Raw genomic sequence first — 15,064 nt, forward strand, 5'->3', positions numbered from 1 at the left:
AAAGAATTAGCCGGGTTGGTTAAAGTAGTCGTGGTTGAGTCGATTGCCGATTTCGTTCAGCTCGCCCTGCAAGAAATCGATGAATTGGTGCATGCCGCCCGCGAGCACTTCTTTGACGTTCGAGCAAGAGAGTCGATGTTTGAGTGCTGCGATCCGTTGCCTCGCTTCTCGTGGCACCGTTTCGTGCGACGAGTCACTGATCTCACCGAGCGACCAATCGGCACCCGCGACGCACGACCGAATGGATCGCGGGAAAGTGCGGTGGAACAGAAAGAACTCAACGACTTTTTCGAGCTCGACCAAGTGGTGCTCGCGTCGATAGGTCTCAAACCCACTAATCGCCAATAACAGTGTCGACCACTGCAAATCGTCAATCGCAGTGCCGACATCGTCCAAACGAGGTAGTAGGTTGAAGTACTTAACATCAAGGATTCGGGATGTTTTGTCAGCGCGTTCGATTAAACGTCCGAGATTGGCGAAATGCCAAGCCTTGTCGTGGGCCATGGTGCTGTCAAGCGTTCCCGACCACATGATCGCGTAGCGGCGCACGTTATCAAAGAACTCAACCGTTGGGTCGGTCAACTGAGCCTCCGTCGCTCCCGCAACAAAATGGTAGAACTCGTTGAGTTGTTCATAAGACTCAGAGGATAGACTCTCTCGAACCGATTTCGCGTTCTCACGTGCTGCACGCAAGCACGTCATCATCGAACTGTGATAGTTCAAGTCGAAGGCCAGGAACTTGACGACGTTTTGAGCGTTCGGTGGCCCGTATTCCTTGAGAAACCATTTGGTATCACCCGTGACTTGGACGAGTGGTTCCCAAGGGTCGACCAAGTTCTCGGGCTGGTCCAGGATAAGGTTGAGCGTGACTTCGAGAAAGCGGGCGTGATTCTCCGCTCGCTCCACTTGGCGGCTCATCCAATAGATCGATTCGGCAACTCGAGAAAGCATGGGGCAGTGACTTGTAAGAAAACGGGACTTGTTGGAAAACGGGACTTGTAAGAAAACGGGACTTGGGAATTTGCTGGCAGTCGGTCGGAATCTCGCGGCTAGGGTCTCGCCTTCAAGCAATGTTTGTTTGGACAATCATCGGCCTAGGCCTAGACTCCAACGCCTAGACTCCAACGCCTAGACTCCCACGGCACGGTTCGCGGTCGGCTAGTCGTTTACCGTGGCAACGGGTTGCCCCACTTCGGCGACGACCCAGGTGTCTTTGCTGCCACCGCCTTGAGAGGAATTGACGACGAGTGATCCTTTTCTGAGGGCCACGCGAGTCAAACCGCCAGGCATAACCCAGACATCATCGGGACTGCTGCACAGCACGTACGGTCTCAGGTCGACATGGCGTCCTTCGAGTCCATTGTCGCTAAGCGTCGGTACACGCGACAATTGAAGCGTGGGTTGGGCGACATAGTTACGCGGGTTCTCTTCGATTTTTTCAGCGAACGCGGCCCTTTCCTCGGGCGTCGCATGGGGGCCTATCAAGATGCCATACCCGCCCGATTCGCCAGCTGCCTTGACGACCAATTCATCGAGATGAGAGAGAACATACTTGCGGTCCTCCTCTCGCTGGCAAACGTAAGTCGGCACATTGGGTAAGATCGATTCTTCGCCCAAGTAATACTTGATCATCGCAGGCACGAATGCGTAGACAACCTTGTCGTCGGCAATGCCGGTCCCTGGCGCATTGGCCAGTGCAACGTTGCCAGCCCGGTAGGCTCGCATCAACCCTTTCACACCGAGGGTTGAATCTTTGCGGAAAACCTCGGGGTCGATAAAGTCGTCATCAATTCGTCTGTAAATGGAATCGACCCGCTGTAGTCCGTCGGTTGTCAACATGTAAACAAAATCGTCTTTGACGACTAAGTCGCGGCCCTCGACAAGTTCGACACCCATTTGTTGAGCCAAATATGAATGCTCATAATAGGCACTGTTGTAGACGCCTGGCGTCAAAACAGCGACGGTGGGATTGTCGACATGCGATGGAACCATCGATCGCAGCATCCCGTACAACCGCGATGCGTAATCGTTGACGGGACGGACTCGCGATGCACCAAACAACTGCGGGAAATTACGCTTCATAATGTGTCGGTTTTGAAGCACATAAGAAACACCCGATGGACATCGCAAATTGTCTTCGAGCACATAAACCGCTCCCGTGGCATCACGAACCAGGTCGGTGCCCGTTATGTGGCACCAAACATCGGATGGTGGACGAAGCCCAACACACTGAGGCAGAAACGAAGACGCCGAGTCGATCAATTCTTTGGGGATGATCCCGTCTTTGACAATCGCTTGTTCATTATAGATGTCCGACAAAAAACGATTGAGCGCTCGGATTCTCTGCCGCAAACCCGCTTCGATATGCTGCCAAAGCATGGCCGATACGATCCGCGGGATCACGTCGAACGGCATGATCTTCTCCGTTCCCGCGTTGTCGCTGTAGACCGTAAAGGTAATGCCCATTTGGTAAAGAGATTGCTCAATCGATCGTTGACGACGAAGCAACTCTTGGGGAGGCAGACGGTTGATCAAATCAACCAGCATCTCAGCATCAGGCCGAGCATAGGTTTGCCCGTCAACCAATTCGTCAAAGAATCCTTCGGCGTTGTATTGGTTTAACTTGGGGGCCGAAAGCGTTTGGGCTTGAGACTGACTTTGCTTCACTGTAGAGACACCGATATTGGAGAGAACTTGATTCACTCGAAGGAAGTCCAGGCCGCCAGTCTGGTTATAGATGAAAAAGTTTACATCAGCCGGGCAAAGATACTAGTGCCAAATGTGGAGGGGTTCGTTATTTAGCTTTACCGGCTTGCTTGGGGGAAAAAGGTGTTGGATAAAGCCTGAAGACCCCGTTTGAACCTATGAAACCAAACGAAATCTCCGAATTTTTTAAAATTTCATCTTAGCGTGACCAGACTTGTCACCGCGGTCGCTGATACTTGTTGTGTCGAGCAAAACAGCCTTCCGTTTGCTAGTCTCATTTAGAGACGGATTGATCGTTTTGCGTTTTCGACAGGTTCGAGAACCAGCGAACAAGATGGAGTGTCCAATACGTATGTCACGAGTTGATGAACTGACTTTTTTTATGAAAACATTGAAAAAAATCGGTTTTTTAGCCTCGCAGCTGGGTGAGAAGCAGAGACTTAGCCAATTGTATTAAAAAAAAGGATAATTGGCTTGGGATTTGCTCAAGTATTCAGCGTGATGGGACATTGGTCTTGAAAAGCCTGCAACCATTCATCCTCCCCTAATAAACAAGGAAGTACAGAAATGTTAGTTTTAAGCCGCAAAGAAGGTGAGCAATTGTTGATTGGCGATAACATCGTGTTGACGGTGAATCGTTTATCTGGCAATCGAGTGGCGATCGGTATCGAAGCCCCGAAGGACGTCCGTATCGTGCGAGGGGAATTGAATGCGACCGAAGAAAAGTCGAGCGACGTGAAAGCTACAGCCGCTCCACCGCAAGCAAAGCTTGGAAGTCGAGAGTCCGCACCGCTCAGAGGTCGGGGGCGTAACGATCATTCGAACTGGGCTCCGATCAGCATGATTGCAAACAACGGGAGCGTTTCAATCGCCAGCCAAGCGGATCGCTAGTCGCGATTAGGCGGCGCGGCGAAAGCTGGCGATGCATTCGTTGAAGACCGGCGTGATGCGTTTGGTGTCTTCCCTCGAAGTCACTCGGTCGGTGTCAATGCGTCGCTGCATTTCGGCGGCAGCCGAGCGGCTGGAGAGTTGCCCCAATGACTCGATCATTCGCCTGGGACGAGTAAGATTGGCCACGACGCTCCGTGCCGTACCAGATAGAGAGGCTTCTTTTCCCGTAATCCGCTGGCGAATCGCCCCTAGCCTTTTGCCTCGCTGAAACGACGAGTCATCCCACAAGCTCGCGATCGAGGAAGCGACGTGTTCGTCTGCCAAAATGTCACACGCTTCGGCGGTTGTCGAACGCCAATTCGCCCCTTTTGTTAGCAATCCTGAACAATAGGAAGCTTCAAGAACGGCCATCTTTTCGAAGGTTTTGGTTGTTCCAACGTAACTGTCGAGGAGTTCGGTTAACGTTTCACGCCGCCAAAACGACGCTTCTAAGAAGCATCCATCAATTTTCGCGGCCTCCTTGCGATTGACCTTCGTCGCGGATGAGCAACTCGGTTGGCACAAACGAACCTCACGATCGTGCCATCCTGCTGCGATAATTTTCCCACTGCGTCGGTTCCGAACCACGGGAGTGACGGCAGCGACGTCTTCATGCTCGAACTTTTCAAGTGCAGCATCGACCCAATCCGCGGTGGCAGTTAACCCATTTGCCAATACATGTACGAATCGGCCGCGTGATCGCTGCACTCCGCTGGTGATCAAATCGAGTGGACTCGATGATTCTGCCGTGACAAACTGAACTTCGTCACCAAGATCAAAAGGGTCATCGTACCGCCCGTCATGGGACACGATGACGTCGCAACCTCTCGGTTGATGTTCCAAGACACTGACGAGAGCATTTTCAAAGGCTGCGGTGTCCTGACCAACAGGCACTACAATCGAAAGTCGCGATCGCGTTGGGGATGTTGCCACCGATTCACCCTGCAAAAAAGAATGCCAGCATTGCCTGCTAGCGGTTGTGGTCCAAAACGACAGGCTCGTCGTTAAGAGTCATTTTCGGTAAAACAGGCGTCACAGATGAGACGTTCGCACCAATCGGTCGAGAAAGGTCACCGATTCTGTCATCATGACTGAACGCACGCTTTCAATCGGCAAACTTTGCCATCGGAAAAAATATTCCAAATCCTGCAACCGATGATTGTACCATGCATACTCGCCTACTTTCCGCCTCCAAATGGCCTGCCGAAGCGGCAAACCAAGTCCCTCCTTCCATTCGCGTCTCCGAGATTGGCTTTGGTGCCTGGGCGATCGGCGGAGGATGGGGCCAGCAGCAAGATGCGGAATCAATGCTAGCATTGAATGCAGCGATTGATCGCGGCGTCAATTTTATCGATACCGCTGCGGTCTACGGAGACGGGCATAGCGAGAAGCTGATTGCGGAGGTTTTGAAAAGCCGCAGTGAAGAAGTCTTTGTAGCGACCAAATCGCCGCCTGCCGATGGGCCTTGGCCGCCTAGCCCAACCTGTCGCTGGCAAGACCGATATTCGGCTGCCTATTTACGTGACAATGTAAACGATCGTCTACAGAACCTGGGCGTCGAGCGAATCGATCTTCTGCAGCTTCACACTTGGACGCGAGCGTGGAACGATGACCCACAGCCCTTGATGGTTTTGCATCGACTCCGCGACGAGGGGAAAATCAATCTGATTGGCGTCAGTACTCCTGAGCACGATCAAGATTGCGTGATTCAATTGATGAGAAATGGTTTGGTCGATGTTGTGCAGGTCATCTTTAACCTGTTTCATCAGGAACCGATGGCTCAGTTGTTACCGGTTGCGGCTGAAACAGGTACGGGAGTCATTGTACGAGTCGCACTCGATGAAGGTGTGTTGACGGGCAAGTATTCCGCGGACCACGTATTTCCCGAGGATGATTTCCGACACCGCTATTTCGCGGGCGATCGGATGCAGCGGTCTGTCGAAAGGGCCGAGGCGATTCGCGAAGATCTCGCTGCATTCGGTTTAGAGGAAGACTACACGATGGCCGACGTGGCATTGAAGTTCGCATTGTCACGTCCGGAAGTCAGTACCGTGATCGCCGGCATGAGGAACGTCCAGCAAGTCGAACAGAATACTCGAACGAGCCAATTGCGAGACCTTCCCGCCGATATGCTCACGCTGCTTGAACGTCACAATTGGCGACGCGGGGTTTGGTACGGCGGAAAATGAAGGTCCCTCTCGCCAGCATCGGGACTCCTACCGTCGCGAAAGTTGCCAAGACTTTCGCCTCCCCGGCATAATTGTTAACCGTGGCCGATACTCTTGGCGAGTTTCGCTACAAAGCAACAGCCTATCCGGCCTCGTGCATCGTCAAGGTTTCGTCCACGACGACCAGCCTTGGTTTTTGATCTGGTTGTCGTGTGAGGTTGAGGCGAGCAAGACTATGATTCGCGCCCCAGCAAATCAAACACCGATTGGGATGCCAATCGTTCACGGCGAAGCCGTTCTTCGGGATTGTCGAGAATCGCCTGAAGGCTACTCGATTGGTCGATTGATTGAGTCGATAGGGGGATCGGCTCGTATTGTTCGAATGCTTGGACTCGCTCAAATTGGCGTGCGATTCGGGTCGTTCCATCTTGCCCGGTCCACTGCAATCGATCCGGAGCACGGTGCCATTGGCTGTCGACTTCATCTGCGTAAATGTTTGCGGTATCGACGCCTCCATTGATCGCAAATGCCTCGACCGACTCGAACCCTCGAGCGTTGATTTGATAGTCTGGGCCGGTGATAATCGAACGCGCGGCAGAGACGTTCATGGTGTCATCGCCTGCGGAATCGTAGAGCGATGCGTTGTCATGACCGCCAGCGGTTGCGTAGGCAAAGACTCGCTCGAAACCGTAAGCGGCTTGAAACGTGTCGTCCGATCGAAGACTCGTGAATTGAGGTTTCACGGCCAATGTGTCATCCCCTGCGGAGTCGGTCATGAAAGCGGTGTCATAGCCGCCTGCGGTCGCATGAACGAAGATTTTTGAGATCTCGTTGACATTGAACTGAAAACCGACACCCGACAACTCCGCCTGGTTTGGCCCTGAGCGAAGCGTATCGTCCCCTGGGGAATCGTACAAACTCGCTCGATCTGGACCGCCACCACCATCGAAGACCAACGACTCGACGCCGCGAAGTTCGATCTGGAACCGATTCGTCGACAAGGTGCTAATGTTGCCACCCGTCGATCCGGGGTGCATGATGAGTCGCTCCGCTTGATTCGAACCGATGATATGGAGTGAATCCGCACCACCTCCGACATCGATCACCAAGGGTGACGTTGCGAACCCTGAATCGTTTTCGAAGGGGGACGAGCCTGTCGTTTCAAAACGATACTCGTTTCCTCCGCTACGTAGTACAATCCCATCGGTGAGATCGAGCACATACGAATCGTTCTCATTGGATCCTGGGAAGTAACGAATCTCTGCACCGGAGTTTGTCGAGTCAGGCAGATGGTCTCCGCTAGAATCGATCGAATCGCCGACATCGTCTGCACTCGGAGCCAGTAGGGCGGACGACAAGTCGACAACGTTGTAGGAAGCCCCGGTCAGCGGATCCGTTTGAGATTGAGTTGAATCCCTCAGTCGCATCAAGATGTCATCGATCGACGGGTTCAAGCCTTGGTCGATCATCGATTGCCGCACCAACATCGAGGCAGCGGCGATTTGCGGAGTTGCCATACTGGTCCCATCGAGTGTCGCAAAATCGTCAACATGTCCATCCCATCCATAGACATGTTCGGGCACTGCGCTGCGAATCGATTCGCCGCCGGTTGCTAACAAGCCGTCATTTCGCTGAGAAAACGTGCTTAGCAGCCCATCATCGCCGATGGAGCCTACTGCCACGACCGATTCGCTCGACGCGGGATACATGATCGACTGATCCGAGACCGAGCTACCAAAAAAGTTTCCTGAAGCGGCAAAGACGAGGATTCCGTCTTGGCGAAGCAATTGCAGTTCATCTTCGAGGATGCTTTGGGCTTCGTCTAGATTATCGGCATTGAGTGCTGCTCCGACGGACAAGTTGACGGTGGTGATCGGTGAAGCAAAGCTGTCGCGGTGATCGTGGACCCATTTTAGTGACGCTTCGATCCAGTCCAGCTCACCCATGCCGGTGTCATCGAAAACACGAAGGGCAACGATATCGGCTCCGGGTGCCACACCCGCGAAATCGTCGGTCTTTCCTGCCAATAGCCCTGCGACGTGCGTCCCGTGAAACCCGGCAGGACCGTCGTCATAGGGATTGGCATCGTTTTCGGCAAAATCCCAACCGCCGACGACTCGATAGCCAGGCCCAAATCCGCCGCCAAACGCGACATGGTCCCAAGCAACGCCGCTATCGATCACGGCCACCGTTTGGCCGCTGCCATCAAACGAATGACCTTCGAAAACAGAACCGCTGCCAATTGTTGCTGCGTTCCGGATCTCCGCTGCTTGATCTAGTAAATCGGGACGGAGGTCACTGCTGGCGGGCTGTTCGAGCAACTGCGAGTCAACGGTTGGCAAACTTGTTGGAGCCGATAGATCGCTAGACGTATTGCCAATCGATAGAGCTTCTAGCAATAGATCACCCGGTAGCGATGCCGACAAGGCGAATCTTTCTTCACAAATTTCGATACGGTTAAGATCGTCGAAGGAAAAGTCGTCTTGAATCAATTTCATCTGCAACGCTCGCTTTGCACTGGTTTGGGACTCGCCAAGGGAAACCTAGATCGCAGACTCACGCCTTTTCTACCTAATCGGAATTCCGAGACAACGAATCGAATTTTGTGATCTGATTTGCCGATACAACGTGAGTAGACGTTACATCTGTTACCACGAAAGACTGGATAAGAGAGGCCTTCGTTCGATGTCGCTGTTAAAATTGTGGAATTCCCTTTGCGGTCGCTCCGCAACTGAAAAGCCCGAAACAGAGGCTTCAGCCTCCACTTCGGAGATTGGCGAGACGACTCCAGCGGTGAGCCAAGCCTCGCAGGGGAGGGAGCCGGAAGCGAATGCGAACGAGACGAAGACGAGCGTCCCGAAAACAGGCACAACGAAAACAGCTACAACGAAAACGACTGTCGCCAAAGGGTTGTTTGGGTTTGGGCGATCGAACGTCGAGTCGGGACTTTGTAAGTTGCTTGCGCCGTTGAAGGTTGCGTCGTTGTTGGAAATCGGAGTGGGCGATGGCTCACGTGCGGTCGCGGTCGTCTCGGCGATTCAGAAGAACAATCCCGGTTCGCCCCTTCGCTATTGCGCCATCGACTCGTTCGAAATGGCCAGCTCGCCGGAGCACAACGAAGCTGCGATGTCGTTGATGCAGTTTCACCAGCGTCTACGCAGCGCGGGGATCTCACCACAAATTTTCCCTGGAAGTCTTGACCAAGAACTGCTCCGTCTCTGCCACACCGTTGGCCGCGTCGATGTGGTGTTGATTGCCGAAGACGCTCCGTCGTGGCAGAATCCGACCACGCTACGGAATCTGCAACGAGTTTGCCACGAAACGACCGTCGTGTTCCACGGGGACGCCGGCACATGGAAGCGTTATCAAACCACGCTGGCCGAAACACGCAAAGCCGCCTAAGTGTCGCTCAGCTCTCCGAGCGGATCGCGCCCACCGATTGGCTCATCTCTTCCTTCGCTTTCCTAGGCGAGTACGCTTTCCGCTCGGAGAACCAGACAATCGCCTTAAAGCGAATCCAGCCCCTGTCGGGCGGCTTCGACGGCGGGAGCGGCCCACTCTTGGTCGCGGTGCAGTTCGATGATCCCTTCGAGTACCGAACGCGCTTTCTCCATTGGCATCTTTTCGAGCGCTGTATCGACTCGCTCGATCAATTCCTGTGCTCGAGAATCGATCAGTACCTCGGGATATCGCTCACGCAATTGTTCAATTTCATTGCTTGCTAACAAAATCATCGAATTCATCGCTTCGTTGGTTTGAATGGTATCAGCATCGTAAATCGCCAACCATTGCCGGAGGCGTTCGATGGCCGTTTGAGGATCTTGTTCCCGTCCGGTCATGGCATCCAAAAAACCTTGTTCGGCGGCACTCAAAGGCGTGATCCCCAGTTTGTTTTGGACACCGAGCCTGCGTAATGTTCGTTTGAGTTCAATGGCTCGATCGAACTGGGTCACCTCCGCCGCTCTCGGGTCCTCAGGAAATTGTCTCAGGAATTGCCCAATCTCATCCACGGCTTCTTGTAAATCACCCGATTCCGTTTGCTGAACGATCGATTGATAGAGTTCGTCTGCCGTCGGCTTCTCGAGCGCCTTGAAAAAAAGGATAGCGCAAGCGACCAACGCGGCGCCCATCGCACAAACGGAGATCGCATGCCTCCAACGTTCCGCCTCGGCGCTATGCCCCTTGGCTGCGTGACGCGATCGCTCTTCCTCCGCATCAACCGTTTGGAAATGAGTTGAAGGTTCTTTGATTTCAAACTCCGTTTCATCCTTGCCTCTTGCCGCGGTGCCAACGGTTGCATCGGTGTTGCGTGAATTGACGGTAGCTACCGTTTTGGAGATGGTTCCATTTTCGCTACCAGCAATTGGTGTCCTCGCGTCTTCGATCGCCGAGTCGCTTTCGCCGGTTTCGTTTGCGAGAGAATGGTGGGTCCCCAATTGTTTACCATTCAGTGTTTGTTGATGTTTCAAGCCAGCACGCATCGCTTTTAGTCGATTCATGACTGACAAAGCGGTTGGCGGTCGATCTCGCGAATCTTTTTCCAACAGTTGGTGGACGAGTTCGACGAGCGCAATCGGCAGATCTTCGTTGATGCGGTCCAAGCGAACCGGTTTATCATTGCGCAGTGATTTGATGACCTGCGTAATACTTTTGTTATTGAAAGGAGGCTTTCCGGTCAGCATCGCATACATGACACTGCCGAGCGCGTAGAGATCCGTGCGAACGGTAACCCCATCACCGTCGGCTTGTTCTGGAGCCATGTAGTCGGCGGTTCCGAGTACCGAACCGGCCATCGTTTGCTCGCCAAATCCAAACAGCTTGGCGATCCCAAAATCGACCAACTTTACCTGATGATCGGGCGTGAGGATTAAGTTGGCTGGTTTCAAATCGCGGTGGATGACACCAAAGTCGTGCGCATGCTTGAGCGCCGCACAAACTTGGATTGAAAGGTCGATGGTGGTTTCCCACGTCAGTCGTTTTTCGCGGCGTATCATCGCTTGAAGCGGTTCGCCTTCGACCAATTCCATCGAATAGAAGAGTTGGCCGTTCTCTTCGCCGTAACCGACCAAACGGACGATACCGGGATGCTTGAGTCGTTTGAGCGTTTCGACTTCGCCAGCGAACCGGCGACGGAATCGCGGTTCATCGCCTATGCTTTGCGAAATCAGTTTCACAGCGACTTTCTCGCCCGATCGCTCATGCACTCCCTCGTAGACCGCGCCCATTCCTCCACGACCGAGCACATTTCCAATTCGATAAGGACCAAGAAATTCAGGAGACGTCGACATCAATTCGTTCTAATGTAGAGAAGTAAAAAGGGTGGGTAGCGGATCTTGTGAAAGATCCAATCGCAATCAGGATCTTTAACAAGATCCACTACGGCGATTTCAAGTCCAGAAATCGCGATCGAGATTTCGATAGCCGATCGCTTCGGCCAAGTGGACTTCTTCGATCGACGGGTCGCCTGCGACATCAGCAATGGTTCGTGCTACTCGCAAAATTTTGTCATGCGCGCGTGCCGACAATCCCATCTCCTCGACGCTGTGCCGAAGCATTTGTTGGCACGGTTTATCGAGTTTACAGTATTGACGTACTTGCCGACTACTCATCATCGCATTGTATTGAATCAGGCCATTTCCGAACCGCTGCTCTTGAGCTTCTCGTGCCTTCATCACATCGGTACGCATCTGAGCACTGGTGGTGCCTGCGGAATCGTTGGCCGCCAATTCATCAAAGGGGACTGCCGGTACTTCGATGTGAATATCGATTCGATCCATCAAGGGCCCCGAAATCTTCGACATGTATTTCTCAACCTGCGTGGGCAAACAGTTACACGTCCGCCGTGGATCGCTTCGGTACCCACAGGGACATGGATTGGCCGCAGCGATCAGCATGAAGTCGGCAGGGAAAGTTGAACTGCGAAGGGCTCGCGAAATCGTTACCACACCATCCTCGAGTGGTTGACGCATTACCTCGAGCGTTTTGCGGTTGAACTCCGGCAACTCATCGAGAAACAAAATCCCGTTGTGCGCTTTGCTGATTTCACCGGGTGAGGGTGGACTACCGCCGCCGACGAGTCCAGCATCGCTGATCGTATGATGCGGGCTACGAAAGGGGCGACACGCCAACAGCGGTTGGCCGGGCGGCAGTTGTCCGAGTGCGCTGTAAATTCGCGTCGTCGCAATCGATTCGGTTGCCGTTAGCGGAGGCAGAATTGTAGGCATTCGTTTGGCCAACATCGTTTTGCCGCTACCGGGCGGCCCGACCATGATTAGGTTGTGATTGCCAGCGGCGGCGAGCACCATCGCTCGTTTCGCCGATTCTTGACCTCGCACATCCCCAAAATCGAGATCGTAAACGCTGAATTTTTCGAACAACTGGTCGACACAGTTGGGGACAGGGTCGAGCTCAATTTCTTGAGAGAAAAAAGCGACCGCTTGAGCCAGACTTTGCACCGCAATCACCTCGATCCCCTCCACGACGGCAGCCTCGGCTGCGTTTTCCGAGGGAACGACGATGCCCTTCAACTCAGAATTCTTGGCCGCTTCAATTGCGATCGACAAAACACCTTTGATTGGCCGCGTTAACCCCTCGAGAGCCAATTCGCCGACAACCGCATACTCTTCCAATTGATCGAGTACCAATTGACCGCTGCCGGCTAGCACGCCGAGAGCGACGGGCAGATCGAACGAGGCCGCTTGCTTGGGCAAATCGCCAGGAGCCAAGTTGATCACGATGCGATCATGCGGGCGGATGAATCCACTGTTAACGATCGCCCGCTCGACCCGATGGGTGCTTTCTTTCACCGCCGCATCGGGCAATCCGACCAGAATGGTTTTGGGCAGCGCGGCGGGGGAGATGTCAACCTCCACGTCGACTGGCATCGCTTCGATCCCCAAGAGTGTGAAAGTCTTCAGTCGAGCCAGCATTGCCTTTGTCCTGTTGCCTGCGTCCTTCTGCAAAGTACTTTATCCCTTTACAATCGTACACAATTACGAAGCGGGCGGGGTTGACGGACTGATTTTTTAGGATTCTTCATGGCGGATCAACAACTTTTGACCGCCGCGTTGCAGCCACCGGTAGGTTTGGTAGTCGGATTGATAGACGGCATAGCCGCGGCGGTCTTGTGCACCGCCGTCAACACAGCCCTGCGGCATTCGATGTACCGAGCCGACGTTTCAAGTTGACAATCTCGGTCTACCCCCGCGCCAGCCCTCGGAGCGATGAAACAGCCCCTCAATTCCCCAGAAATGAGTCCGCGTACCTTTTCTTCTCCCAATTCCCCAGAAATGAGTCCGCGTACCTTTTCTTCTCCAGAAATGAGTCCGCGTACCTTTTCTTCTCCCGTACCTTTTCTTCTCCTTTGTTGTTAAACACTTAGACGCAAGAAAGGCCCTTTTTGTTTGGTGTCTCGTGAAAAATCCGGGCTAGCGCTGGATGACACGTTTAGCTCCATCCTTCGATCACGATTTTGCCGATCGCCCGGCCTGCTTCCAAAGTTGCGTGAGCAGCGCGAAGGTTCGCTGCGTTAATCGGCGACATCACATCGCCAGCGGTACCTTGAATTCGGCCTTCGTCGATCCATGCGGCGATGCGACTTAGTAAGCGATGTTGCTCGATCATATCAGGCGTCTGAAACATCGAGCGAGCGAACATGAATTCCCAGGAAAGCGTCGCTGCCTTTAACTTCATTTCATCCATTTCAAGTGGTTTGTTGTTCTCCACGATCGTAACGATATGTCCTTGAGGGCGAATCAGATCAGTCGCCGCCTTCCAGTGCCCGTCGGTGTCGTTGAACAAGGCGATGTAGTCGACGTACTTCAAGCCGATCTTTTCGATCTGGGGTCGCAGTGGCTCGCGATGATTGATGACATAATCTGCGCCGAGCTTCTTTACCCAGTCGGAGGATTCAGGCCGCGATGCGGTCGTAACCACCGTCAAGCCAGCAATCTTTGCCAGTTGAATTGCAATCGACCCGACGCCTCCGGCTCCGCCAACAATTAAAATTGTTTTTCCTTCGTCGGATCCGTCGACATCAATGCCAAGCCGTTCAAAGAACGCTTCGTATGCCGTGATGGAGGTCAGAGGGAACGCGGCGGCGTGCGCAAAGTCGAGCGATTTCGGTTTATGTCCAACGATCCGTTCGTCAATCAAGTGAAATTCCGAGTTCGCGCCTTGTCGAGTGATGTCACCCGCATAGAACACTTCGTCGCCTGGCTTGAACAACGTCACGTCGGGGCCGACCGCCTCGACGACACCCGCCGCATCCCAGCCGAGAATTTTTGGCGACGCTTCAACGATGTCTTTGTTCGTTTCATTGGGAGCTCGAACTTTATAGTCCACCGGATTGACAGCGATCGCTTTGACGGCCACCAATAAATCTCGCCCGGATGGTTCTGGTTTGTCGAGTTCAATATCCATTAGTGATTGGGGATCGTCAATCGACAAGTAGCGAGTGAGTGCAATCGCTTTCATGGTTTCTTCCATATTGAGTAGGTACTTCCGAAAAATGAGTGAGTTTGAAGGGGTGACGGTGTTTGGTTGTTGTGTGCGTGACAGCGTACAAGAAGGGGCACAGTGCTTAAAATCCTTGGCGATCACCGGTCACGGGCATACCTGAGTAATGGACATGAACAATTCGCCATCCGTGCACTGTCTTCTTCAGTACCTGCGTCTCACGACCTTGAGTGCGTATGGTCGACAAATCCTTTCGCATCGTGGCATCGAACGTCCAGTAGAATTCTACCCAGGCCGCGTTGCCAATGACATGAACGACGAGATCGCGGATCTTTAAACTTCGCTTTGAAAAATTGGCTCCCATCGTCTTTTCGTAAAAGTTGATCCTTATCTCGTCCCAGCCGTGCTGGTGACCGCGTGGCTGAATGAAAGAGACATCGTCACTCGTTTGCCATACCTTCGTTGCCAAATCAATGTCCGCCGTATCGATCGATTTTGCGTAACGATCGATTAACTCGCGTACTGCTGCCTCGTCGGTCATGTTGCCCTCTTCAGTTTGACTCCATGCCATCGCGGGCGCAAACAATGAAGAAACGAGCATCAACAAACCGACGGTTAGGTTCCGCAGCCAAGCCATTTGGCGATGCGAAGCACACGTGCCCTGGTTCATTGTGTTGTCACACGACACATTGTGTGTGAGTAAAACGTCGATCATCGGTTATTCCTTTCTGTTTGTGGAGCTAGTGCATTTAATTCTGACGTGGCTGGGGCTTCCAGCCCCCGTTGAGAAGAACGCTGTGGCT

The 15,064-nt window shown here is 53.2% G+C and carries 12 protein-coding genes; 4 read left to right on the top strand and 8 right to left on the bottom strand.

The annotated features are described in order from the left end of the window. Positions 1 to 6: 6 nt before the first annotated feature. Complete coding sequence (locus Q31b_RS19305) at positions 7 to 951, bottom strand: alpha-E domain-containing protein (protein WP_146601277.1); 945 nt, start codon at positions 949 to 951, stop codon at positions 7 to 9. Between the two features lie 207 nt (positions 952 to 1,158). Beyond that, the gene (locus tag Q31b_RS19310; RefSeq protein ID WP_146601278.1) at positions 1,159 to 2,703 is read right to left on the bottom strand and encodes a circularly permuted type 2 ATP-grasp protein; all 1,545 of its coding nucleotides are present in this window, start codon (positions 2,701 to 2,703) and stop codon (positions 1,159 to 1,161) included. A 570-nt stretch (positions 2,704 to 3,273) separates the two neighbouring features. Between Q31b_RS19310 and Q31b_RS19315 the strand changes: the two genes are divergently transcribed. Continuing rightward, entirely contained in the window at positions 3,274 to 3,597 is a 324-nt protein-coding gene (locus tag Q31b_RS19315; RefSeq protein WP_146601279.1) for a carbon storage regulator, read from the top strand. A gap of 6 nt (positions 3,598 to 3,603) precedes the next feature. On the opposite strand, the gene Q31b_RS19320 is transcribed toward Q31b_RS19315, so the two are convergent. Beyond that, positions 3,604 to 4,569: a glycosyltransferase family 2 protein gene (locus Q31b_RS19320; RefSeq protein WP_146601280.1), complete on the bottom strand. Its 966-nt coding sequence runs from the start codon at positions 4,567 to 4,569 to the stop codon at positions 3,604 to 3,606. Positions 4,570 to 4,802: 233 nt separating this feature from the next. Here Q31b_RS19320 and Q31b_RS19325 point away from each other — a divergent pair, with 233 nt between their 5' ends. Then, on the top strand, positions 4,803 to 5,825 hold the full coding sequence (locus Q31b_RS19325) for an aldo/keto reductase (RefSeq protein WP_146601281.1): 1,023 nt from the start codon (positions 4,803 to 4,805) through the stop codon (positions 5,823 to 5,825). 212 nt (positions 5,826 to 6,037) lie between these two features. On the opposite strand, the gene Q31b_RS19330 is transcribed toward Q31b_RS19325, so the two are convergent. Continuing rightward, on the bottom strand, positions 6,038 to 8,302 hold the full coding sequence (locus Q31b_RS19330) for a S8 family peptidase (RefSeq protein ID WP_146601282.1): 2,265 nt from the start codon (positions 8,300 to 8,302) through the stop codon (positions 6,038 to 6,040). A 187-nt stretch (positions 8,303 to 8,489) separates the two neighbouring features. Here Q31b_RS19330 and Q31b_RS19335 point away from each other — a divergent pair, with 187 nt between their 5' ends. Then, complete coding sequence (locus tag Q31b_RS19335; protein WP_146601283.1) at positions 8,490 to 9,206, top strand: hypothetical protein; 717 nt, start codon at positions 8,490 to 8,492, stop codon at positions 9,204 to 9,206. 104 nt (positions 9,207 to 9,310) lie between these two features. Here the strand turns inward: Q31b_RS19335 and Q31b_RS19340 are convergent, their stop codons facing one another. Beyond that, on the bottom strand, positions 9,311 to 11,092 hold the full coding sequence (locus tag Q31b_RS19340) for a serine/threonine-protein kinase (RefSeq protein ID WP_146601284.1): 1,782 nt from the start codon (positions 11,090 to 11,092) through the stop codon (positions 9,311 to 9,313). A gap of 99 nt (positions 11,093 to 11,191) precedes the next feature. Further along, positions 11,192 to 12,733, bottom strand: a complete 1,542-nt coding sequence (locus Q31b_RS19345) for a YifB family Mg chelatase-like AAA ATPase (RefSeq protein ID WP_146601285.1) — start codon at positions 12,731 to 12,733, stop codon at positions 11,192 to 11,194. 108 nt (positions 12,734 to 12,841) lie between these two features. On the opposite strand from Q31b_RS19345, the gene Q31b_RS28470 reads away from it, so the two are divergent. Beyond that, positions 12,842 to 12,991 (top strand): hypothetical protein, encoded by a 150-nt coding sequence (locus Q31b_RS28470; RefSeq protein WP_197171863.1) that lies wholly within the window; start codon positions 12,842 to 12,844, stop codon positions 12,989 to 12,991. 259 nt (positions 12,992 to 13,250) lie between these two features. On the opposite strand, the gene Q31b_RS19350 is transcribed toward Q31b_RS28470, so the two are convergent. Continuing rightward, complete coding sequence (locus Q31b_RS19350; protein ID WP_146601286.1) at positions 13,251 to 14,279, bottom strand: zinc-binding alcohol dehydrogenase family protein; 1,029 nt, start codon at positions 14,277 to 14,279, stop codon at positions 13,251 to 13,253. 106 nt (positions 14,280 to 14,385) lie between these two features. Continuing rightward, complete coding sequence (locus Q31b_RS19355) at positions 14,386 to 14,976, bottom strand: YybH family protein (protein ID WP_146601287.1); 591 nt, start codon at positions 14,974 to 14,976, stop codon at positions 14,386 to 14,388. Between the last annotated feature and the right edge of the window lie 88 nt (positions 14,977 to 15,064).

Origin of the sequence: Novipirellula aureliae (assembly GCF_007860185.1) — a bacterium.
Classification (GTDB): domain Bacteria; phylum Planctomycetota; class Planctomycetia; order Pirellulales; family Pirellulaceae; genus Novipirellula_A; species Novipirellula_A aureliae.